This window comes from Geodermatophilus sp. SYSU D01176, from assembly GCF_054050015.1.
Map to the genome: position 1 here is coordinate 165336 of NZ_JBJGYN010000002.1, position 20197 is coordinate 185532.

At 73.2% G+C, this 20197-nt stretch carries 20 protein-coding genes and 5 tRNA genes; 12 read left to right on the forward strand and 13 right to left on the reverse strand.

Annotated features, from left to right (window positions below; translation table 11 throughout):
- Nucleotides 1–47: 47 nt before the first annotated feature.
- Nucleotides 48–124 (reverse strand) — tRNA-Leu (locus ACI78Z_RS02295).
- 85 nt (nucleotides 125–209) lie between these two features.
- Between ACI78Z_RS02295 and ACI78Z_RS02300 the strand changes: the two genes are divergently transcribed.
- Both ACI78Z_RS02300 and ACI78Z_RS02305 read left to right on the forward strand, forming a co-directional pair.
- Nucleotides 210–812, forward strand: coding sequence for an ANTAR domain-containing response regulator (locus ACI78Z_RS02300; protein ID WP_457034902.1), 603 nt, complete (start codon nucleotides 210–212; stop codon nucleotides 810–812).
- A gap of 191 nt (nucleotides 813–1003) precedes the next feature.
- Nucleotides 1004–2338 (forward strand): ABC transporter substrate-binding protein, encoded by a 1335-nt coding sequence (locus ACI78Z_RS02305; protein ID WP_457034903.1) that lies wholly within the window; start codon nucleotides 1004–1006, stop codon nucleotides 2336–2338.
- 68 nt (nucleotides 2339–2406) lie between these two features.
- Here ACI78Z_RS02305 and ACI78Z_RS02310 read toward each other — a convergent pair whose 3' ends face one another.
- The 5 genes from ACI78Z_RS02310 to ACI78Z_RS02330 form a co-directional block, all read right to left on the reverse strand.
- A complete protein-coding gene (locus tag ACI78Z_RS02310; RefSeq protein ID WP_457034904.1) occupies nucleotides 2407–2826 on the reverse strand; it encodes a DUF7712 family protein in 420 nt (139 codons plus the stop codon).
- A 130-nt stretch (nucleotides 2827–2956) separates the two neighbouring features.
- On the reverse strand, nucleotides 2957–3829 hold the full coding sequence (locus ACI78Z_RS02315) for an ABC transporter ATP-binding protein (RefSeq protein WP_457034905.1): 873 nt from the start codon (nucleotides 3827–3829) through the stop codon (nucleotides 2957–2959).
- A complete protein-coding gene (locus ACI78Z_RS02320; protein WP_457034906.1) occupies nucleotides 3826–4896 on the reverse strand; it encodes an ABC transporter ATP-binding protein in 1071 nt (356 codons plus the stop codon). The genes ACI78Z_RS02315 and ACI78Z_RS02320 overlap by 4 nt, the downstream gene beginning before the upstream one ends.
- Nucleotides 4886–5884, reverse strand: a complete 999-nt coding sequence (locus ACI78Z_RS02325) for a branched-chain amino acid ABC transporter permease (protein WP_457034907.1) — start codon at nucleotides 5882–5884, stop codon at nucleotides 4886–4888. The genes ACI78Z_RS02320 and ACI78Z_RS02325 overlap by 11 nt, the downstream gene beginning before the upstream one ends.
- A gap of 3 nt (nucleotides 5885–5887) precedes the next feature.
- Nucleotides 5888–7159: a branched-chain amino acid ABC transporter permease gene (locus ACI78Z_RS02330; protein WP_457034908.1), complete on the reverse strand. Its 1272-nt coding sequence runs from the start codon at nucleotides 7157–7159 to the stop codon at nucleotides 5888–5890.
- A gap of 291 nt (nucleotides 7160–7450) precedes the next feature.
- On the opposite strand from ACI78Z_RS02330, the gene ACI78Z_RS02335 reads away from it, so the two are divergent.
- The gene (locus ACI78Z_RS02335) at nucleotides 7451–8101 is read left to right on the forward strand and encodes a GNAT family N-acetyltransferase (protein WP_457034909.1); all 651 of its coding nucleotides are present in this window, start codon (nucleotides 7451–7453) and stop codon (nucleotides 8099–8101) included.
- On the opposite strand, the gene ACI78Z_RS02340 is transcribed toward ACI78Z_RS02335, so the two are convergent.
- Entirely contained in the window at nucleotides 8098–8502 is a 405-nt protein-coding gene (locus ACI78Z_RS02340; RefSeq protein WP_457034910.1) for a PaaI family thioesterase, read from the reverse strand. The two genes, ACI78Z_RS02335 and ACI78Z_RS02340, sit on opposite strands and share 4 nt — an antisense overlap.
- Nucleotides 8503–8722: 220 nt before the next feature.
- Here ACI78Z_RS02340 and polA point away from each other — a divergent pair, with 220 nt between their 5' ends.
- Entirely contained in the window at nucleotides 8723–11467 is a 2745-nt protein-coding gene (gene polA / locus ACI78Z_RS02345; RefSeq protein ID WP_457034911.1) for a DNA polymerase I, read from the forward strand.
- A 400-nt stretch (nucleotides 11468–11867) separates the two neighbouring features.
- Here the strand turns inward: polA and ACI78Z_RS02350 are convergent, their stop codons facing one another.
- Complete coding sequence (locus ACI78Z_RS02350) at nucleotides 11868–12722, reverse strand: class I SAM-dependent methyltransferase (RefSeq protein ID WP_457034912.1); 855 nt, start codon at nucleotides 12720–12722, stop codon at nucleotides 11868–11870.
- 217 nt (nucleotides 12723–12939) lie between these two features.
- Between ACI78Z_RS02350 and rpsA the strand changes: the two genes are divergently transcribed.
- Complete coding sequence (rpsA, locus tag ACI78Z_RS02355) at nucleotides 12940–14403, forward strand: 30S ribosomal protein S1 (protein WP_457034913.1); 1464 nt, start codon at nucleotides 12940–12942, stop codon at nucleotides 14401–14403.
- A gap of 167 nt (nucleotides 14404–14570) precedes the next feature.
- Here rpsA and ACI78Z_RS02360 read toward each other — a convergent pair whose 3' ends face one another.
- Nucleotides 14571–14843, reverse strand: coding sequence for a hypothetical protein (locus ACI78Z_RS02360; RefSeq protein WP_457034914.1), 273 nt, complete (start codon nucleotides 14841–14843; stop codon nucleotides 14571–14573).
- Between the two features lie 145 nt (nucleotides 14844–14988).
- On the opposite strand from ACI78Z_RS02360, the gene coaE reads away from it, so the two are divergent.
- Nucleotides 14989–15585 carry a dephospho-CoA kinase gene (gene coaE, locus ACI78Z_RS02365; protein ID WP_457034915.1) on the forward strand — a complete coding sequence of 199 codons (597 nt, stop codon included), beginning with the start codon at nucleotides 14989–14991 and terminating at the stop codon, nucleotides 15583–15585.
- Nucleotides 15586–15955: 370 nt separating this feature from the next.
- Here the strand turns inward: coaE and ACI78Z_RS02370 are convergent.
- From ACI78Z_RS02370 to ACI78Z_RS02385, 4 genes are all read right to left on the reverse strand, one after another.
- A tRNA-Val gene (locus ACI78Z_RS02370) sits at nucleotides 15956–16027 on the reverse strand.
- Between the two features lie 29 nt (nucleotides 16028–16056).
- Nucleotides 16057–16127: transfer RNA gene (locus ACI78Z_RS02375), tRNA-Cys, on the reverse strand.
- A gap of 41 nt (nucleotides 16128–16168) precedes the next feature.
- Nucleotides 16169–16241 (reverse strand) — tRNA-Gly (locus tag ACI78Z_RS02380).
- A 68-nt stretch (nucleotides 16242–16309) separates the two neighbouring features.
- Nucleotides 16310–16753: an SsgA family sporulation/cell division regulator gene (locus ACI78Z_RS02385; RefSeq protein ID WP_457034916.1), complete on the reverse strand. Its 444-nt coding sequence runs from the start codon at nucleotides 16751–16753 to the stop codon at nucleotides 16310–16312.
- A 129-nt stretch (nucleotides 16754–16882) separates the two neighbouring features.
- Here ACI78Z_RS02385 and ACI78Z_RS02390 point away from each other — a divergent pair, with 129 nt between their 5' ends.
- The 6 genes from ACI78Z_RS02390 (at nucleotide 16883) to ACI78Z_RS02415 (ending at nucleotide 20121) form a co-directional block, all read left to right on the forward strand.
- Nucleotides 16883–17524, forward strand: coding sequence for a sigma-70 family RNA polymerase sigma factor (locus ACI78Z_RS02390; protein WP_457034976.1), 642 nt, complete (start codon nucleotides 16883–16885; stop codon nucleotides 17522–17524).
- Complete coding sequence (locus tag ACI78Z_RS02395; RefSeq protein ID WP_457034917.1) at nucleotides 17521–18414, forward strand: anti-sigma factor; 894 nt, start codon at nucleotides 17521–17523, stop codon at nucleotides 18412–18414. Before ACI78Z_RS02390 ends, ACI78Z_RS02395 begins: the two co-directional genes overlap by 4 nt.
- 14 nt (nucleotides 18415–18428) lie before the next feature.
- Nucleotides 18429–18902: a TIGR02611 family protein gene (locus ACI78Z_RS02400; protein WP_457034918.1), complete on the forward strand. Its 474-nt coding sequence runs from the start codon at nucleotides 18429–18431 to the stop codon at nucleotides 18900–18902.
- A 61-nt stretch (nucleotides 18903–18963) separates the two neighbouring features.
- A tRNA-Val gene (locus tag ACI78Z_RS02405) sits at nucleotides 18964–19035 on the forward strand.
- Nucleotides 19036–19123: 88 nt separating this feature from the next.
- Nucleotides 19124–19570, forward strand: a complete 447-nt coding sequence (locus tag ACI78Z_RS02410) for an HNH endonuclease (protein WP_457034919.1) — start codon at nucleotides 19124–19126, stop codon at nucleotides 19568–19570.
- Nucleotides 19567–20121, forward strand: coding sequence for an MOSC N-terminal beta barrel domain-containing protein (locus ACI78Z_RS02415; protein ID WP_457034920.1), 555 nt, complete (start codon nucleotides 19567–19569; stop codon nucleotides 20119–20121). Before ACI78Z_RS02410 ends, ACI78Z_RS02415 begins: the two co-directional genes overlap by 4 nt.
- Nucleotides 20122–20197: the final 76 nt, after the last annotated feature.

Here is a 20197-nt window from a genome sequence, read left to right on the forward strand (position 1 = left end):
CGGGGACGTCACGTGGTGGCGGGGCGGTCCGGAGGACCGCGATGTCGTGGTGCCCCCGGTGCGACTCGAACGCACACTGCGCGGGTTTTGAATCCGCTCCCTCTGCCGATTGGGGTACGGGGGCGTACCGGCCCGCTGGGGCGGCCGGTGAGGCGGGGAACAGCCTAACGGGCCGTCGCGGACCGCCCGGCATCGATAGGCTGCCGCGCGTGAGCAGCGAGCCGATCCGGGTCCTCATCGCCGAAGACGAGGCGCTCATCCGCCTCGACCTCAAGGAGATGCTCGAGGAGGAGGGGTACACCGTCGTCGCCGAGGTCGGGGACGGACAGCAGGCCGTCGACCGGGCCACCGAGCTGCGGCCGGACCTCGTCATCCTCGACATCCAGATGCCGGTGCTCGACGGGCTCTCCGCCGCCGAGCAGATCGCCTCGGCCCGCATCGCCCCGGTCATCGTGCTGACCGCCTTCAGCCAGCGCGAGCTGGTCGAGCGGGCCCGCGACGCCGGCGCGATGGCCTACCTGGTCAAGCCGTTCTCCAAGAACGACCTGGTGCCGGCCATCGAGGTGGCCCGCGGCCGCTTCGCCGAGATGACCGCTCTCGACGGCGAGGTCCGCACGCTCGAGGAGCGCCTGGAGACCCGCAAGGTGGTCGAGCAGGCCAAGGGCAAGCTGATGGCCGACGAGGGCATGACCGAGGCCGAGGCCTTCCGGTTCATCCAGCGGACGGCCATGAACGAACGGACGTCGATGAAGGCGCTCGCACAGCGCATCCTGCAGCCGCAGGCCGCGGCGGACCCCGCGCCGGGGAGCTGACACCGCCGGTGTGACGCTCGTGGCGCGCCGAACACACTCTGTGACGAGCTGGGAGCGAGCAGGTCACGACCTGATCACGGTCCGGGCGACCCCGGCTCCACCCCCGGATCCGGCAGCTACCTTCCCCCCACTGACCGGTCGCCCGCCTGGGCGAGCCGGGTGCACGCCTACACCACAGTGGGAGTTGTTTGATGCGCACAGGGATCCTCGCGCGCACTGCCGCCGTCTCGGCCGCGGCGCTGCTCGTCCTCACCGCGTGCGGCGGCGGGGACGACGACGGCGGCGGTGAGAACGGGGCCGGCGGCGGCGGCGGTGGCGAGCGGCTGGTCAACGTCTACGGGACCGACGGCAACATGGGCAACGCGCTGGCCAATGCCTTCTCCGATCAGCCGGGGGCACTGGACGGCATGAAGGGCACCACCCCGCTGACCGAGCTGTCGTCGGACTTCACCAGCCGGCTGGACCAGATCGACCCCAACCTCGAGGACTACAACTACGCGGGCGAGACCTACGACGCCATCGTCATCACCGCGCTGGCCGCGCAGGCCGCCGGCACGAACGACGCCAACGTCTTCAAGGCGTTCGTCAACGGGATGACGTTCGGCGGCGAGAAGTGCACCGACTTCGCCGCCTGCCTGGAGATCATCAACAACGGCGGCAACGTCGACTACGACGGCATCTCCGGACCGCTGGCCTTCAGCGATCCGGGTGAGCCGGCCCGGGCGAGCTTCGGCATCATGGAGTTCGACGACCAGGGCGTCCTCACTCCGACGAGCTTCGTCTTCGCCGGGGACGAGGAGAACGCCTCCTCCGACGAGGGCCCGGCCTATGCAGCGGCCGGCACCACCGGCGAGCAACTGGTCATCGGCACGCTGCTGCCGCTCACCGGCAACCTGGCCTTCCTCGGCCCGCCCGAGGTGGCCGGCGCCCGACTGGCGGTCCAGGACATCAACGCCGCTGGCGGTGTCCTCGGTCAGGACGTCCGCCTGGCCGAGGGTGACTCCGGTGACGCGTCGACCGACACCGCCACCCAGACGGTCGACCGGCTGCTCCAGGAGGGCGTCAGCGCCATCATCGGTGCGGCCTCCTCGGGCGTCAGCCTCACGGTCATCGACCGGATCACCGGCGCCGGTGTCCTCCAGTTCTCGCCGGCGAACACCTCCGACCAGTTCACCGACTACAACGACAACGGGCTGTACTTCCGCACCGCGCCCCCGGACACGCTGCAGGCGCGGGCGCTGTCGGACCTGATCATCAACGACGGCAACAACACCGTCGGGATCATGGCGCTCAACGACCCGTACGGCACCGGGCTCATGGAGAACACCCGGCAGAACCTGGTCGCGGCGGGTCTCCCCGAGGACAGCATCCAGACGCTGACCTACGACCCGCAGGCCGCCAACTACGACGCCGAGATCCAGCAGATGGCCGACTTCAACCCCGACGCCATCGTGGTCATCGGCTTCGAGGAGTCAGCCCGCATCATCGAGGGGCTCAACTCGCAGGGCATCGGCCCGCAGCGCTGATGTAGCCCCGTCCCACGGGCAGCGGCCCGGCACCCCTCGCGGGTGCCGGGCCGTCGTCGTCCGCGGGGTCAGCGCTGCAGGTGCTGGCCCTCGGGCGCCCAGTCGGCGGGCCGGCCGCGGTGGTTGGAGAACTCCACCGACCAGCGCCACCAGCTGCGATCAGGGGCGTGCTCCCAGGCCGTCAGGACGCCGACCTCACCGCCGGGCAGCAGCACCGGCAGCCCGTGCAGCTCGGGTCCGGGCCAGACCTCGGTGCGGCGCACCCCGCCACCGTCGAGCTCGAGCAGCGTGATGGGGGAGTAGGCGCCGTCGCGGTCCGCGTCGCCCCGCAGCACCACCGTGTCGTCGTCGGCCACCACCGTCAGCTCCAGCTGCGCGGGTGCGGCGTGCACCAGCACGCGGGAGAAGCCGCTCGCCGTCGTGCAGCGGGCGAACTCCAGCCCGTTCATCCCGCCGTCGCGGGACCGCAGTTCCCAGGTCCAGTTCACGCCGTCTGCCTACCCAGCACGACGGCGCCGGCCCCACAGGGGACCGGCGCCATCGGGGTGACGTGCGGGAACGGCCGCCCTTCAGGGACCCGCGCCGAGCGTGCGAGGTGTGGGGGAAGGGTGGTCCTCTCTAGTGCGCCTTGGCCAGCGTCCCCAGGTAGAGCTCGATGACCTTGGGGTCGTGCATCAGGGCCTCACCGGTGTCGGTGTAGGCGTTGCGGCCCTGGTCGAGGACGTAGCCCCGGTCGCAGATCTGCAGGCACCGGCGGGCGTTCTGCTCCACCATGATGATCGAGACGCCGGTCGCGTTGATCCGCCGGCAGCGGATGAAGACCTCGTCCTGGTAGGCGGGGGAGAGACCGGCCGACGGCTCGTCGAGCAGCAGGACGGACGGCTCCATCATGAGCGCCCGGCCCATGGCCACCATCTGCCGCTCGCCGCCCGACAGCGACCCGGCCTTGATCCTGCGGCGTTCCCCGAGCAGCGGGAACAGGTCGGCCACGTAGTCGAAGCGCTCGCGGAAGACCTTCGGCCGCAGGTAGGCGCCCATCTGCATGTTCTCCTCGATGGTGAGGGAGGGGAACACGTTGTTGTTCTGCGGCACGTAGCCGACGCCGAGGGAGACCAGCCGGTGGGCCGGGGCGGAGGTGATGTCCTCCCCGCGCAGCGTCACCGTGCCCGAGCGCACCGGGATGAGCCCGAACAGCGTCTTGAGCAGCGTGGACTTGCCGGCTCCGTTCGGGCCGATGATGCCGACCAGCTCGCCGTCCTGCAGGTAGAAGTCGCAGCCGTTGAGGATGTTGACACCCGGCACGTATCCGGCGATCAGCTCGTCGGCCCGCACCAGGGCGCCGTCGGCCAGCCGCACGTGCTCTTCCCGGGTGGCGGCCAGCTCGGCCCGGGACAGCTCCCCGGCGATCGCCCGCTCGTCGGGGGTGCCGCCCTCGGAGTGCCCGACCTGGAACATCGGGTCCTCCATGGCCGGGTCGTCCATGGTGCTCATCGGTCCTCCTCGCGTCGGGTGTCGGAGCCGATGACGTCGCCTTCGGCGTTCTCCTCGCGGGCGATCTCCGCCTGGGCCTCGGCGAGGACGCGGTCCTCCTCCTCGACCGTGAGCGGGGCATCGTGGTGCGCGCCGAGGTAGGCGTCGACGACCGCCTGGTTCTGGCTGATCGACTCCGGCGGACCTTCCGCGATGACCTTGCCCGCGGCCATGACCACGACCCAGTCGCTGATGTCCCGGACGACGTCCATGTCGTGCTCGACGAAGATCACCGTCATGCCCTCCTCACGGAGGTCCTTGACGTGGCCGAGGAGGCTCTGCGTCAGCGCGGGGTTCACCCCGGCCATCGGCTCGTCGAGCATGACGACCTTCGGGTCGCTCATGAGCGCGCGGGCCATCTCGAGCAGCTTGCGCTGGCCGCCCGAGAGCGTGCCTGCGAAGTCGTCCTTCTTCCGGTCCAGCTTGAACCGGGTGAGCAGCTCCATCGCCTTCTCGGTGTTGGCCCGCTCCTGACCGCGCCAGATGCCCGGCACCAGGGCGCGCAGGAAGCTCTCGCCCTTCTGCCCCTGTGCGCCGAGCAGCATGTTCTGCAGCACGGTGAGCCGGGACAGCGCCTTGGTGAGCTGGAAGGTGCGGACGACGCCCAGCCGGGCCACCTGGTGCGGCGCCAGCTTGCCCAGCGGGCGGCCGTCGAAGGACCACGAGCCGGTGTTGGGCTGGTCGAAGCCGGTCAGCAGGTTGAACAGCGTGGTCTTGCCGGCGCCGTTGGGCCCGATCAGCCCCGTGATGCCGCCGCGCTGCACCTCCAGGTGGTCCACCGACACCGCGGTGAGGCCGCCGAACGTGCGGGTGACTCCGTCGACGACGATGGCCGGGTCGGGCTTGGCCACCCCGACCTCCCACGGGAGGTCCTTGAGCGCCGCCTGGGCCACCCGGCGGGGCGCGTCACCCGTCCGCCAGGCCTGCTCCGGGCCGGAGGCGCCCCGGGCCGCGCCGGAGGAGGCCGTCGCGCCGGAGGCGGTCGCGCCGTGCGAGGCCGACTGGCCGGGAGTCGGGTCAGCGGGCATCGAGCATCACCTCTCGTCGGTCACCGAAGATGCCCTGTGGTCGGAAGACCAGCAGCAGCATGAGTCCGAGCCCGATGAGCACGAACCGGATCTGAGCCACGTCGGTCGCCGAGAGCAGGTCCTCGGGGATCACCCCGTTGTCGATCAGCGTACGCAGGCCGGTGTCGGCGAACTGGATGATGAAGAACATCAGCATCGAGCCGACGACCGGGCCGAGGACGCGGGCCGCGCCGCCGAGGATGAGGGCGGCGTAGGCCAGGAACGTGTTGGCGTTCTGGTACTGGTCGGGGTTGGCCGACGCGGTGCCGAGCGCGTAGACCATGCCGCCGAGGGCGCCGAGCACACCGCCGAGGACGAGGGCCTGCATCTTGTAGACGTAGACGTTCTTGCCGAGCGCGCGCACGGCGTCCTCGTCCTCGCGGATGGACTTCACCACCCGGCCCCACGGGCTGCGCACCAGCAGCCAGATCAGCACGCAGGACAGCGCGACGAGGAGCCAGCCGACCGTCGTCACCCACAGCTCCGCGCCGCTCCACCGGGTGCCGAGGATCGGGTAGCGGCGCGAGGTGTCCCACGGCGCCAGCGCCACGAAGTCGGCGTTGAAGCCGGACAGACCGCGGGTGCCGTTGGTGACCGGGGTGGCCGACACCGAGCGAAACAGCAGCCGCAGTCCCTCGGCCGCCGCGATGGTGGCGATGGCCAGGTAGTCGGCGCGCAGCCGCAGGGTCGGCAGACCCAGCAGCAGCGCGAGGACGACGGCCGCGAGGATGCCGACGGCCACGCCCACCCAGAAGTTCAGTCCCCACTGGCTCACCGAGATGGCGATGCCGTAACCGCCGAGCATCGCGAACGCGATCTGCCCGAAGTTCAGCAGCCCGGTGTAGCCGAACTGCACGTTGATCCCGATGGCGAGCAGCGCCAGGAAGATGGCCTGGAAGCCCAGGCCGGCCTTGAGCGCGACGGCCAGCGCGTCGATCAGCTCACCCATCGTTCAGCCCACCCTCACCCGGCTGCCGAGGATGCCCTGCGGCCGCACGATCAGGATGACGATCAGCAGGAGCAGTCCGCCGACGTACTTGACGTCGTTCGGGATGACCAGCGTCGACATCTGCACGAAGACACCCACCACGATGCTGCCCACCAGGGCGCCGTAGGCGGTGCCGAGACCGCCGAGGGTGACCCCGGCGAACATGAGCAGCAGAAGGCGGAAGCCCATGTCCCACTGCACCTCGTCGGACAGGCCCAGCAGGACGCCGCCGAGGGCCGCGAGCGCGCCGCCCATCATCCAGACGACCAGGATCACCCGGTTGACGTTGATGCCCGAGGACGCCGCGAGGTCGCGGTTGTCGGCGACCGCCCGCATCGCCTTGCCGATCTTGGTGCGCTGCAGCATGACCGCCACGAGCAGCAGGACGACCAGCGCGATGACGATCGAGGACAGGTCGGCGTTGGTCATGGTGAACGCGCCGTAGTTCACCGCCCGCTGACCGCGGTAGTCGGCGTAGGCCTCCGAGCCGCCGCCGAAGATGATCTGGTACAGGTAGCGCAGCAGCAGCGACAGGCCGATCGAGATGACCAGCGCCGCGACCAGGCCCGTGCCGCGCCGGCGCAGTGGCCGCCAGAGGGCCAGCTCGTTGAGCGCCCCGACGCCCGCGCCGATGACCATGGCGATCAGGGCGGCCGGGATGAGCGGCACGCCGCCCTCCACGTTGATGAACCACGCGGCGATCGCGCCGATGGTCACCAGCTCCCCGTGCGCGAAGTTGGTCAGCCCTGTGGTGCCGAAGATCAGCGAGAGGCCGACCGCCGCCATGGCGATGAGCAGGCCGAACCGCAGGCCCTCGACCAGCAGCTGGATCCAGCGGACCGTGCCGCCGCCGGCCTCCCGGCTGCCGTCGCTGAGCGCGATGATGACGCCCTGGTTGCGACCCGCGTCGACGGCGACCGTGCGGCTGTCCTCGCCGGTGAGCACCACGCCCTCGGGCAGGTCCTCGGCGTCGATGGTGACCGTGTACTGGCCCGGACCGGGCAGCGGGACGGCCCACTGGCCGTTCTCGTCGGTCTCCACGGTGTCCACCTCGCCGCCGTCGGCGGTGGTGACGACGACCTCGACGCCCTCGATGGGCCCGCTGAGGTTGGTCCGCAGGGTGCCCGACACCTGCTCGGTGGCCGCGGGCTCCTCGGTCTGCGCGGACGCCGTACCGGGAGCCAGCGTCAGGGCGAGGCCGCCGAGGAGGGTCAGCAGGAGCAGGCGGAGCAGCATCCGGCCACCGGACGTCCGGGATCCCGGTGCGGACCGGCGCCCCGTGGGGGCGGGTCCCCCGGGTGCACCGCGTCCCGGCACCCGGCCTGGTGCGTGCGTCACTCGACCTCCCTGGCTGTGTGCATGACGGGGGACGGTAACCCAGCGGTGTTGCGGTTCGACGTCCCCGCGGCCCAGCTGTTACCTGTCCGCGACACGCCGCACCCGTCACGTCCGTCCCACGGGCGGCGCGCCGTCGTGATCACGGGGGCCGGCGGGTGCAGGCTCCGGCCACCGTCCAGGGAGGCCCCCGTGTCAGTTCCCGGTTCCCGGTCCCGCGTCACGACGCGCGCCGCGCGTCCCGCCGACCTGCCCGCCGTGCTCACCCTGGTGCGCCAGCACCGCGCCGAGGCCCACGCCGAGGGGGTGCTGACCGGTCAGACCCCCGGGGCGGCGGCCGCGGCCGGCTTCCGCCGGCTGCTCGCCGACCCGGCGCACCAGGTGGTGCTCGCGGTGCTGCCCGGCCCGAACGCGCCGGACGGCGGCGAGCGCGGCGGCGAACTCGCCGTCGGGCTGGCTGTCCTGGGGGTCGACCCGCTGTCGGTGGTCCTCGGCGTCCCCCAGGTCACGGTCGACAATCTCGTCGTCCACCGCGACCACCGCCGGTGCGGCGCCGGTGCGGCGCTGCTCGCCGCCGCCGTGGTGTACGCGTCGCAGGTCGGCGCCGCGCACGTCGTCGGGGCCGTCGGCGGGCACGAGGCCGAGCGGCAGCGGTTCTTCGCGCGGATGGGCTTCGCGCCGCTGACCACCCGGCGGATCGTGCCGCGGGAGACGCTCGCGCGGACGCTCGCGGCCTGGCAGCGCGGCGGTGTCACCGTTCCGGTGCCGCGCCGTGCGCCGGTGCGCCGTCGTCCGCCGGCCCGCCTGGTGTCGCTGCCGGACGTCGCCGAGGGTCGGGCCTAAGCAGCCAGCAGCATGCAGGTGAGCCGGGCGGTGGCGGTCACGCGGCCCTGCTCGTCGGTGACCTCGATGGTGAAGGTGGCCAGCGTCCGACCGCGGCGGACCGGCGTCGCGACGGCGGTGACGACCCCCTCGGTGGCCGCCCGCAGGTAGCTGACGTTGAGCTCAACCCCGACCGCCTGTCGGCCGGGACCGGCCCCGAGCGCCGCGGCCCAGGAGCCGACCGTCTCGACCAGCGAGCAGGTGGCCCCGCCGTGCAGCAGCCCGAACGGCTGCTGGTTGCCCTCGACCGGCATCGTCGCGACCACGTGGTCGGGGTCGAAGTCGGTGAGGCGGATACCGAGCTTGTCGTCCAGCGGGCTCGTCTGCCCGGCGTCGAGCCAGTCGGGGCGGTCGGCGGTCACCCCCGCACCGTAGCCAGCGCTCCCGCGACGGACTCGCTGCAGGTCGAGGGACCCCCTGCCCCCCACCGTGGGAGGACCCCGTCCTCCTCACCCCTCGCAGGCTCGGGCGAGCCTCCGGACAGGGCCGGCGGCGGGACCCGGCAGGGGGCCGTGGGGCAGCGGGGCCCTCCTGGGCTCGTCGGCCAGGCGTCGTCGGTGGGCGCACCTAGGATCGGCGGCGATGTCCGCTCCGGTTTCCGCCCCCGCGTCCAGCCCCGCCGCCCCCGCCGCTGAGCGGACGCGTCCGCGGCTGCTGCTCCTCGACGGCCACTCCCTGGCCTACCGCGCCTTCTTCGCCCTGCCCGTCGAGAACTTCTCCACGACGACCGGGCAGCCGACGAACGCCGTCTACGGCTTCACCTCGATGCTGATCAACGTGCTGCGGGACGAGCAGCCCACCCACGTGGCGGTCGCCTTCGACGTCGGGCGCAAGACGTTCCGCAGCGAGATCTACGCCGAGTACAAGGCCAACCGCAGCGAGAGCCCGACCGACTTCCGCGGCCAGGTCAGCCTGATCCAGGAGGTGCTGGCCGCACTGCACATCCCGGTCATCACCGCCGAGGGCTACGAGGCCGACGACGTCATCGCCACCCTGACCGTGAAAGCCGTCGAGCAGGGCATGGACGTGCTCATCTGCACCGGCGACCGCGACGCCCTGCAACTGGTCAACGAGCACGTCACCGTGCTCTACCCCCGCAAGGGCGTCTCCGACCTCACCCGGTTCACCCCGGAGGAGGTCGAGGCCAAGTACAACCTGACGCCGGCGCAGTACCCCGACTTCGCGGCGCTGCGTGGCGACCCCAGCGACAACCTGCCGAGCATCCCGAGCGTGGGGGAGAAGACCGCGGCCAAGTGGGTCCGCGAGTACGGGTCGCTCGACGCCCTGGTCGACCGGGTCGACACGGTCAAGGGCAAGGTCGGCGAGAAGCTGCGCGAGCACCTGTCCTCCGTGCTGCAGAACCGGCGGCTGACCGAGCTGGACCGGGCCGTGCCGTTGGAGGTGGGGCCGGCCGACCTCGCCGTCCGCCCGTGGGACCGCAACGAGGTGCACACCCTCTTCGACAACCTGCAGTTCCGGGTCCTGCGGGACCGGCTGTTCGCCACGCTGACCAGCGCCGAGCCGGAGGCCGAGGGCGGCTTCGACGTCACCGAGGACGAGGTGCCCGCAGGCGGTCTGGGCGCCTGGCTGGAGCAGCACGCGCGGACCAGCCGCACCGGGCTGATCTTCCGGGGCACCTGGGGCCGGGGCACCGGCGAGCTGACCGGCCTCGCGCTGGCCGCCGCCGACGACCACGCCACCTTCGTCGACCTGGGCCCCGGCCTGGACGCCGCCGACGAGCAGGCGCTGGCCGCCTGGCTCGCCGACCCGGCAGCCGAGAAGGTCGTGCACGAGGTCAAGGGCCCGCTGCTGGCCGTCTGGGCGCGCGGCTGGGACCTCGCCGGCGTGGTCAGCGACACCGCGCTGGCCGCCTACCTCGCCCTGCCGGGGCAGCGGTCGTTCGACCTGGGCGACCTCGCCGTCCGCTATCTGCGCCGAGAGCTCAAGGACTCCGCCGCCGAGGAGGCCCAGCTGACGCTCGACGGGCTGGGCCCGTCGGAGCAGGACCTCGCCCGCGAGGCCGCGCACGCCGACGTCCTCAAGGCCGTCGCCGTCAACGACCTCTCCGACGCGCTGGAGTCCGTGCTGGGTCAGCGCGGTGGGGACCACCTGCTCGGCCAGATCGAGCTGCCGCTGACCTTCGTGCTCGCCCACATGGAGGAGCGCGGCATCGCCGCGGACCTGGAGTTCCTGCAGGAGCTGCAGCGCGAGTTCGCCGAGGGCGTCGCCGCGGCAGCCGCCGAGTGCTACGCGGTGATCGGCCGCGAGGTGAACCTGGGCTCGCCCAAGCAGCTGCAGGCGGTCCTGTTCGAGGAGCTCGGCCTGCCGAAGACCAAGAAGATCAAGTCCGGCTACACGACCGACGCCGAGGCGCTGACCTCCCTGCTCGCGCAGACCGGTCACCCGTTCCTCGAGCACCTGCTCCGCCACCGGGACGTCACCCGGCTGCGCACCGTCATCGACGGCCTCATCCCGATGGTCGACGACGTGGGGCGCATCCACACGACGTTCCAGCAGACGATCGCCGCCACCGGCCGGCTCTCCTCGACCGACCCGAACCTGCAGAACATCCCGATCCGCACCGCGGAGGGCCGGCGGATCCGGCAGGCGTTCGTCGTCGGCTCCGGCTACGAGTCGCTGATGACGGCGGACTACAGCCAGATCGAGATGCGGATCATGGCGCACCTGTCCGGCGACGAGGGGCTCATCGAGGCCTTCACCTCGGGGGAGGACCTGCACTCCTTCGTCGCCTCGCGGGCGTTCAACATCCCGATCGAGGACGTCGACCCCGAGATGCGCCGCCGGATCAAGGCGATGAGCTACGGCCTGGCGTACGGGCTGTCCGCCTATGGGCTCGCCTCGCAGCTGCGCATCTCCACCGAGGAGGCGCGCGAGCAGATGCAGGCCTACTTCGAGCGGTTCGGCGGCATCCGGGAGTACCTCGACGGCGTCGTCGACGACGCCCGGCAGACCGGCTACACCGAGACGACGCTGGGCCGCCGGCGGTACCTGCCCGACCTGACCAGTGACAACGGCCAGCGTCGGCAGATGGCCGAGCGGATGGCGCTCAACGCCCCCATCCAGGGCTCGGCGGCCGACGTCATCAAGGTGGCCATGCTGCGGGTGGAGCAGGCGATCGCGACCCAGGGCCTGCGCTCGCGGATGCTGCTGCAGGTGCACGACGAGCTCGTGCTCGAGGTGGCGCCGGGGGAGCGGGAGGCGCTGGAGACGCTGGTGCGCCGGGAGATGGCCGGTGCCACGCAGCTCTCGGTCCCGCTGGAGGTCTCGGTGGGCTTCGGCCGGACCTGGAACGAGGCCGCCCACTGAGCTGATCGCGGTCCTACCGGACCGCACCGCGGCCGGGTGCCGTCCCCCGGCTGCGTGGAGCCCCTCCCGTGTCCCGGTTGGGACCCTGCGGGCCCCCGCGACCGGTGCACCCTGCCGGGTGCCGTCCCCGGCCGGGCTCGCGGTGTCGCCACGACGGGCAGGAGGGCGTTCGGGTCTGACGCTCGGCCTGAGGTCGAGGGTCGGGCTGCGAGGATCCCGGGTGGTCGTCGTCGAGCTGCTGCACACCGCACACGTGCCGGCGCAGACCCCCGCCGCGGTCCGCGCGCTGCTCGACGAGGCGTTCCGCGGCGACGTCGACGACGCGGACCGGACGAAGGATCCCGATGCCCCCACGCCTCGCAGGCTCGGCGCCGGCCCCTGCATCCGGGCCGTCCCGTCCTCAGTCGGGCTTGAGACAGACCAGGATCAGCGTCCCGGGGACCAGCGCGCCGCGGGCAGGCGACCACTGGCCCCACTCCTGGGTGCGACCCGGCGTCCACTCCGGCTCGAGCAGGTCGTCGAGGACCAGCCCCGCCCCCGCGACGGCGCGCACCCAGTCGCCGACGGTGCGGTGGTGCTCGACGTAGACCGCCACGCCGTCCTCGTCGGTCTCCACGTAGGGCGTCCGGTCGAAGTAGGAGGACACAACCCGCAGGTCCTCGGGGTCGGGGGAGTCCGGCAGCGGCCAACGGAACGGGTGGTTCACCGAGGCGACGAACCGCCCGCCGGGCCGCAGCACCCGCGCCACCTCGGCCAGCGCGCCCTCGACGTCGGCGACGAACGGCAGCCCGCCGAACGCCGAGCACGCCAGGTCCACGCTGGCCGCGGCCAGCGGCAGCGCCCCGACGTCGGCCTGCACCAGGGGGACGGCGATGCCCGTGGCGCGGTTGAGCTGGGCGGCGCGGGCCAGCATCCCGCCGGAGAGGTCGAGCCCGACGACGTCCGCCCCCTCGCGACGCAACCACCGCGAACACGGCGCGGACCCGCAGCCCACCTCGAGCACCCGGCGCCCGGCGACGTCCCCCAGCAGGCGCGCCTCGCCCTCGCGCAGGCCCTCCGGGCACCACAGGAAGTCGACGTCCCCGAGGTCGGTGCCGTGCTCGGCGAGGTAGGCCGGCGCCGCGGCGTCCCACCAGTGCCGGTTGGCGCGGACCGACTCGGCCGCTCCTGCCGGCCGGCGGGCGACCCCGCTCGGCGCCGGGTAGCCGTCGTCGGCGAGGGGCAGGGCGGGCGGGGGCGCGGCCGGGGTGTCCATGACACGCCGATCGTGACACGCCGCGGGTCGTTCCCCGGTGCTGCACCCAGGTGGACCGGCCGGTCTCCGGCTCCGTACCATGGGGGATGCGCCAGAGGTCTGTCAGTGCTGAACCCGTGAAGGGGTACGGCGCGCGCCGGCTCTCCCCGCTCCCCGCGGTCACCCGGCCGCGGGACGTCCTGTCCCTACGCATCCCCCGTCCGGAGCACTCGACCACATGACCTCCACCCAGGTCCGTCCTAACAGCACCCCCCAGGTCGCCGTCAACGACATCGGCACCGCCGAGGACTTCCTCGCGGCCATCGACCAGACGATCAAGTACTTCAACGACGGCGACATCGTCGAAGGCGTCATCGTCAAGGTCGACCGGGACGAGGTGCTGCTGGACATCGGCTACAAGACCGAGGGCGTCATCCCCTCGCGCGAGCTGTCCATCAAGCACGACGTCGACCCCAACGAGGTCGTCAGCGTCGGCGACGAGGTGGAAGCCCTCGTCCTCCAGAAGGAGGACAAGGAAGGCCGCCTGATCCTGTCCAAGAAGCGCGCCCAGTACGAGCGCGCCTGGGGCACGATCGAGGCGAAGAAGGAAGCCGACGAGGTCGTCACCGGCACCGTCATCGAGGTCGTCAAGGGTGGCCTCATCCTCGACATCGGCCTGCGCGGGTTCCTCCCCGCCTCGCTGGTCGAGATGCGTCGCGTCCGCGACCTGCAGCCCTACGTGGGCCGCGAGCTCGAGGCCAAGATCATCGAGCTCGACAAGAACCGCAACAACGTCGTCCTCTCCCGTCGCCAGTGGCTGGAGCAGACCCAGTCCGAGGTCCGCAGCGAGTTCCTCAACAAGCTCGCCAAGGGCCAGGTCCGCACGGGTGTCGTCTCCTCGATCGTCAACTTCGGTGCGTTCGTGGACCTGGGTGGGGTCGACGGCCTGGTGCACGTCTCCGAGCTGTCCTGGAAGCACATCGACCACCCGTCCGAGGTCGTCGAGGTCGGCCAGGAGGTCACCGTCGAGGTGCTCGACGTCGACCTGGACCGTGAGCGGGTCTCGCTGTCGCTGAAGGCGACGCAGGAGGACCCGTGGCGCCAGTTCGCCCGGACCCACCAGATCGGCCAGGTCGTGCCCGGCAAGGTCACCAAGCTGGTGCCCTTCGGTGCGTTCGTCCGCGTCGACGAGGGCATCGAGGGTCTGGTGCACATCTCCGAGCTGGCCGAGCGCCACGTGGAGATCCCCGAGCAGGTCGTGCAGGTCGGCGACGAGATCCTGGTCAAGGTCATCGACATCGACCTCGACCGGCGCCGCATCTCGCTGTCGCTCAAGCAGGCCAACGAGGGCGTCATCGGCGACGAGGAGCAGTTCGACCCGGCCGCCTACGGCATGGCCGCCTCGTACGACGAGCAGGGCAACTACATCTACCCCGAGGGCTTCGACCCGGAGACCGGCGAGTGGCTCGAGGGCTACGAGGAGGCCCGCGAGACCTGGGAGCGGCAGTACGCCGAGGCCCAGGCCCGCTACGAGGCGCACCGCAAGCAGATCGCGGCGGCCAAGGAGGCCGACGCCGAGGCCGCGGCCGGTGGCAACTACTCCAGCGGCGGCGAGGTCGAGACCAGCGACACCTCCGGCGGGACGCTCGCCAGCGACGAGGCACTCGCCGCGCTGCGGGCCAAGCTGGCCGGCGGCGAGTGATCCCCGCTCCGCACAGCTGAACAGCACCACCTGAGGCCGAGGCCCGGGACCCCGCGGGGTTCCGGGCCTCGGTCGTCCCCCCCATCCCCGTGGAGGGACGAAGAGAGCCCCGGGGACGACGTCCACGGGGCCTCCCGGCCTGCGCGGCCCCGTCGCGGGGCCCGCCTTCAGAGGCTGAGGATGATCGCGAACGCGGTGCGCGGACGACCGCCGCTGGTGGCGAGGAACTGCCAGGTGTGCCGGCCGGCCGGGGCGGTGGCCGACAGCCAGCGCATGAAGGCGTTGCGCGGACGGGCGGCGCCGGCGCGCTCCAGCCGCTCGCGGACCATCGGCAGGTCCGTGGCCCGCACGCCGGCCGGCCGGTCGAGCCGGTGCCGACCGGGACCGCGGCGGGTGGCGGCGGGGGTCGACGAGGGGGCGGCGTGCGCGGGACGGGACATGGTCGGTTCTGCCTCTCTGGGGCGGGGAAGATCGCCGAGGAGAGAGTTGCCGATGGGGCGCGTGTGACTGGAGCGACGCGCCGGACACGGCGGGCGGGTGTTACCCGTCCGTGACCGTCTCCCGCGCCCTGGCTACTGTCCGTGCGTGCTGCGGATCGGGCTGACCGGCGGGATCGGATCGGGGAAGAGCACCGTGGCCGGGCTGCTGGCTGCCCGCGGCGCGCGGATCGTGGACGCCGACCGCATCGCCCGGGAGGTCGTCGAGCCCGGCAGCCCGGGCCTCGAGGCCGTCGTCGCGGCGTTCGGGTCCGGGGTCCTGGGCCCCGGGGGTGCGCTCGACCGCCCGGCGCTGGCCGCCATCGTCTTCGCCGACCCCGACGCCCGTCGCCGGCTGGACGGCATCGTGCACCCGCTGGTGCGGGCCCGCGCCACCCAGCTGGTCGCCGCCGCGCCGCCGGACTCGGTGGTGGTGCAGGACGTGCCACTGCTCGTGGAGACCGGCCAGGCCGGCGCCTACGACCTGGTCCTCGTCGTGGAGGCCGACCTCGACACCCGCGTGCGGCGGCTGGTCGAGCGGGGGTTGTGCGAGGACGACGCCCGCGCGCGGATCGCCGCGCAGGCCACCGACGAGCAACGCCGGGCCGTGGCCGACGTCGTGCTGGACAACAGCGGCACCGTCGAGGAGCTCGAGGCGCAGGTCGACCGCTTCTGGGCCGAGCGCGTGGCACCCGCCCTGGGCTGAGGGCACACTCGCCGCGCGCCCGCCGATGCGCCCGTCCCGCTGAACCGGGACGCCGAGCGCGTCCGCAACACCGCGCGCATCCGGGTCGGGCTGGCCGTGCTCTCCGCCGTCCTGGCAGTCCCGCAGTGGATCTCGAACGACGACCCGTGGCTCCCCCTCTGTCGCACGGCCGCAGCGCTCGCGTACGGGAGCACCGCCTGGCAGGCCCGGCAACGGGCGCGGGAGTCGGCCGCCGGCGGTGCCGACCTCCCCGCGTGAGCAGTCCCGATGCGGCAGTCCGCACCGTGGCGGCGCCGGCGGGACGGACAGCACGGGCCGTCCCGAGATGGCGAGAGGCCCGGGTCCACCGGACCCGGGCCTCTCGTGTCTGTGGGCGATACTGGGTTCGAACCAGTGACCTCTACCGTGTCAAGGTAGCGCTCTACCACTGAGCCAATCGCCCGATCCGCTCCACCGTGCTCGGCGGCGCCGAGGTGGAGACGGGATTTGAACCCGTGTAGACGGCTTTGCAGGCCGTTGCCTCGCCTCTCGGCCACTCCACCGCACACGGGCGCCGGTCTCGCGACCAGCGCCCGAGGTTCCGAGCGGACGACGGGATTCGAACCCGCGACCCTCACCTTGGCAAGGTGATGCTCTACCAGCTGAGCCACGTCCGCGTTGCTGTCGTGCAGGGAGAACCATACCCGACCTCCGGAGAGGGGTTCGCGGGGGGTCCCCCCGGTCGTCACCGACCGGTCGGGTCCGCCCCGCCGTTGGACAGCAGGGCGGCCAGTTCGCCGTCCACCTCGAGCACCGAGGACTCCTCGCCGAAGGGGACCACGTTCGCGGTCAACTGCAGGAAGCCGGCGACCGTGCCGCGCGAGACCTCGAACAGCGCCTCGCCCGAGGGCGCGCGCAGGTGCAGGAAGAGGACGTCGCCCGAGGTCCGGGACGGCCACAGCCGGACGTCGCCCTCGCCCGCCGGCCGGTCGAGGCCCGCCTGGAGGAGGTCCCGGCCCACGAGCCAGCAGATGCCGTCCTCCTCGGCGTTGTCGCCGAAGGTGATGCGCACGGCGAACGGGTCGCTGACCTCGTAGCTGAGCAGCGCGGGGACCTCCGTCCACGACTGCGGACCCACGAGGTGCAGCGTCGTCGGGCAGGTGTACCCGGGCGTGGCGCGGTTGATCATGTCTCGAACAACGACCTTCCCTGACCGAGGTGACGCCCGGACGATCTCCGGGCGTGTCGTTCCTCTGGGTGCCCGTTCCGGGCACACCTGAACCGCGCCGCCTGCCTGTTGCGAAGACCGCGTGTGACGATGGAGCTCGTGAGCAGTTCGGCACGGCGCGTCGGGGACGGCCCCGCGGGCGCCGACCTCCTCCTCCGCCTGCGCGCGGGCGACCGGAGCGCCGTCGACGAGCTCTACGAGAGGTACAGCCGCCCGGCCTTCGCGCTCGCCCGGCGGATCCTCAACGACGACGTCCTGGCCGAGGACGTGCTGCAGGACGTGTTCCTCAGCGTGTGGCGCGACCCGGGGGCGTTCGACGCCGCCCGCGGCTCGTTCTCCTCGTGGCTGCTGGCGATGGTCCACCACAAGGCCGTCGACGCCGTCCGCCGGGAGGAGTCGCACCGCCGCCGGCAGACACGGGCCGAGGACGACCTGGCCCTGTCCACCCCGACGTCGACCCGTGACGTCGAGGACGAGGCGTGGAGCCGGGTGGTGTCCGAGCAGGTGCGCGGGGCGCTGAGCGCGTTGCCGGCTCCGCAGCGGGAGGCCCTCACCCTCGCCTACTACGGGGGCTACACACAGCGGGAGGTCGCGGCGCTGACCAGCACGCCGCTGGGCACGGTGAAGACGCGGATGCTGGCGGGGATGCGCCGGCTGCGCGAGGAGCTCGGCGGAGCGGCGCCCGCCGGCGCCCTGGGCGCGTCCGCGCCGGTCGACGGGACGAGCCGGTGAACGCGCCCCGGGACCCGCGGCGCGGCGACCACGAGTCGTTCGACGAGCTCGCCGTCGGCTGGGCGCTGCACGCCCTCGAGCCGGAGGACGAGGAGCTCTTCGCCGCGCACCTGCCCACCTGCCCCCGCTGCCGGGGGACGGTGGCCGAGACCACCGACGTCATGGGCGCCCTCGCCGCCGACCTGCCGCCCGCCGAGCCGCCGGAGCGGCTGCGCGACCGGCTGCGGGCCGCCGTGGAGGAGACCGAGCAGCTGCCGCGGCCGGCGGGGGACGGCCGGCGGACGGATCCACCGGTGCCGCCGGTGCCCTCCGCAGCGGGCGGCGCGGTCCTCCCACCCGGGCCCGAGCGCCCGGCGTCGGGTGCACACCGGGTCTCGCTCCCGCTGGGCCCGGCGGACGACGAGGCCGGTTGGCGCCGGGTGCTGCCCCACGCCCTCGCGGCGGCCGCGGTCGCCGCGATCCTGGCCCTGGGCACCTGGAACGTGGTGCTCAGCTCGGCCCGCGAGGAGGCGCAGGCCACCGCCGCGGAGCAGGCGGAGCTGGTCGACGCGCTGCTGACCCCCGGCCAGGCGACGATCGCGCCGATGGCGGCCGGGGGGACGACGGTCGCGACCGTCGTGGCCCGCGACGACCAGGTGCAGGTGGTCGCCCACGGCCTGGCGCCCAACGACGTCCAGGACCAGACCTACGTCGTGTGGGGGACCGGGGCGGGCTCGCCGGCGCCCCTGGGCACCTTCGACGTCACGTCCCCGCAACCCGCGCTCTGGACCGTAGGCTCCGGGTCGTCCGGGCTGGACGCCTACACCGGCTACGCGGTGAGTCTCGAGCCCGGTCGGCAGGCTCCGCCGGAGCCGACCGAGATCGTGGCGTCGGGGGAGGTGCCCAGCTGAGCGGTCCGGAGACGGTGACCCCGTCCGGCGCGGAGCAAGCCCGCACCCGGGCTCCCGGCGCGCGGCGTGTCCGCCACGGCGACGACGGCCACCGCAGCCTGCGGGAGCGCGTCGCGCGCACGCACTGGCGGCGGCGGCTGGCTGCCCGGCGTCCCCTCGACCACGGCTACCGGCTGGTGGTGGGGGTCGTCGGCGGGCTGGTCGTGGCGGTCGGGCTGGTCACCATCCCGCTGCCCGGGCCCGGCTGGCTCACGGTCATCGCGGGCCTGTTCCTGCTGGCCACCGAGTTCGCCTGGGCCGAGCGGCTGCTGCACTTCACCCGCCGGCACGTCCGGGCGTGGACCGAGTGGCTGGGCCGTCAGCGGGCGTGGGTGCGGGTGGCCGTCGCGCTGGCCACCGCCGCCTTCGTCTACGGCGTCCTGGTCGTCGTGCTGCACGTCATGGGGGTCCCGGACTGGGTGCCGGGGTGGGTGCCGCTCTGGCGCTGAGCGTCGGGCGGCCGGGTGGGTGCCGTTGCCGGGACGAGGGTCTGGCACAATGAGCAGTGCCGGGCGATTGGCTCAGTGGTAGAGCGCTTCGTTCACACCGAAGAGGTCACTGGTTCGAACCCAGTATCGCCCACCGGCACGAGAGGCCCGGGTCCATCGGACCCGGGCCTCTCGTCGTCCGCGGGCAGCGCCGCGTGCGGCCGAGGGGGACCATCGGGGAGGTGTCCCGCCGCCGGTCCCCAGCCCCGCCCGTCCCGGACCGGCCCCGCCGGCCGCGACGCGCCGAGCGCCTCGCCGAGGCCCTCGCCCGCGACGGCGACACCTGCACCTGGTGCGGCCGCGTCCTCGGCGGCCTGGTCCGGCCGACCACCGAGCACGTCGTCCCCCGGCTCAAGGGCGGGCCGTCGTGGCCGGCCAACGAGGTGGCCGCCTGCAGCCGCTGCAACGCCGAGCGCGGGCACCGCGCGCCGGTCGACTGGCTGGAGGAGTGCGAGCGGCGCGGCTGGCAGCCCGACGCCGACCGGGTGGTCCGGGCGCTGGACGCCCTGCAGGCGGCCATCGATCGCGAGGGCGGCCAGCGCCGGGCGCGGCCGTATCTCGACGCCCAGCGGCGTCGCCTGCGCCGGCGGCTGCCCGGCGGACCGGGCGGACGTACGGTCGCCTCGTGACGGGTGCGGGCAGCGTCGTGCAGGTGAGCGTCTACCCGGTGAAGAGCCTCGGGGGGCGCACCGTGCGGGAGGCGGAGGTCGGGACGGCGGGGCTGGTCGGCGACCGCGCCTGGACCGTCGTCGACACCACGACGGGGGAGCGGGTGACGGTCAAGGGCACCCCGCAGATGGCGCAGGTCGTCGCCACCGGGGACGCCGAGGCCGACACGACCACGCTCACCGAGGTGCTGGGCCGGCCGGTCCGGCTGGCGCGGTCGGAGCAGCCGCAGGTGGACGCCGCCGCGGTGCACCTGGTCAGCCGGGCGGCCGTGGCCCGCGCCGCGGCCGGCGACGTCCCCGAGGGCTGCTCGGCCGACGACCCCCGCGCCAACCTGCTGCTCGACCTCCCCGAGGGGGAGGACGAGCGCACCTGGGTGGGGCGCACCGTGCGCCTCGGCGAGGTCGAGGTCGCCGTCACCCGCACGCCCAAGCACTGCCTCGGGGTGTACGCCGAGGTGCGGCGGCCCGGGACGGTGCGGGTCGGCGACCCGGTCGAGCTCCTGCCGGCCTGATCCCCCGGGCGGCGTCCCGGGGGGACGCGCACCGCGCACTAGGCTCGCGGGTGCCCGATCCTCGACCCCGCAGGAG

Bases quoted from the DNA above. Each gene is read 5' to 3' on its own strand.
- ACI78Z_RS02305 (WP_457034903.1), top strand. From the start codon at position 1,004: ATGCGCACAGGGATCCTCGCGCGCACTGCCGCCGTCTCGGCCGCGGCG.
- ACI78Z_RS02315 (WP_457034905.1), bottom strand. From the start codon at position 3,829: ATGAGCACCATGGACGACCCGGCCATGGAGGACCCGATGTTCCAGGTC.
- ACI78Z_RS02320 (WP_457034906.1), bottom strand. From the start codon at position 4,896: ATGCCCGCTGACCCGACTCCCGGCCAGTCGGCCTCGCACGGCGCGACC.
- ACI78Z_RS02325 (WP_457034907.1), bottom strand. From the start codon at position 5,884: ATGGGTGAGCTGATCGACGCGCTGGCCGTCGCGCTCAAGGCCGGCCTG.
- ACI78Z_RS02330 (WP_457034908.1), bottom strand. From the start codon at position 7,159: ATGCTGCTCCGCCTGCTCCTGCTGACCCTCCTCGGCGGCCTCGCCCTG.
- polA (WP_457034911.1), top strand. From the start codon at position 8,723: ATGTCCGCTCCGGTTTCCGCCCCCGCGTCCAGCCCCGCCGCCCCCGCC.
- ACI78Z_RS02350 (WP_457034912.1), bottom strand. From the start codon at position 12,722: ATGGACACCCCGGCCGCGCCCCCGCCCGCCCTGCCCCTCGCCGACGAC.
- rpsA (WP_457034913.1), top strand. From the start codon at position 12,940: ATGACCTCCACCCAGGTCCGTCCTAACAGCACCCCCCAGGTCGCCGTC.
- ACI78Z_RS02360 (WP_457034914.1), bottom strand. From the start codon at position 14,843: ATGTCCCGTCCCGCGCACGCCGCCCCCTCGTCGACCCCCGCCGCCACC.
- ACI78Z_RS02385 (WP_457034916.1), bottom strand. From the start codon at position 16,753: ATGATCAACCGCGCCACGCCCGGGTACACCTGCCCGACGACGCTGCAC.
- ACI78Z_RS02390 (WP_457034976.1), top strand. From the start codon at position 16,883: ATGGAGCTCGTGAGCAGTTCGGCACGGCGCGTCGGGGACGGCCCCGCG.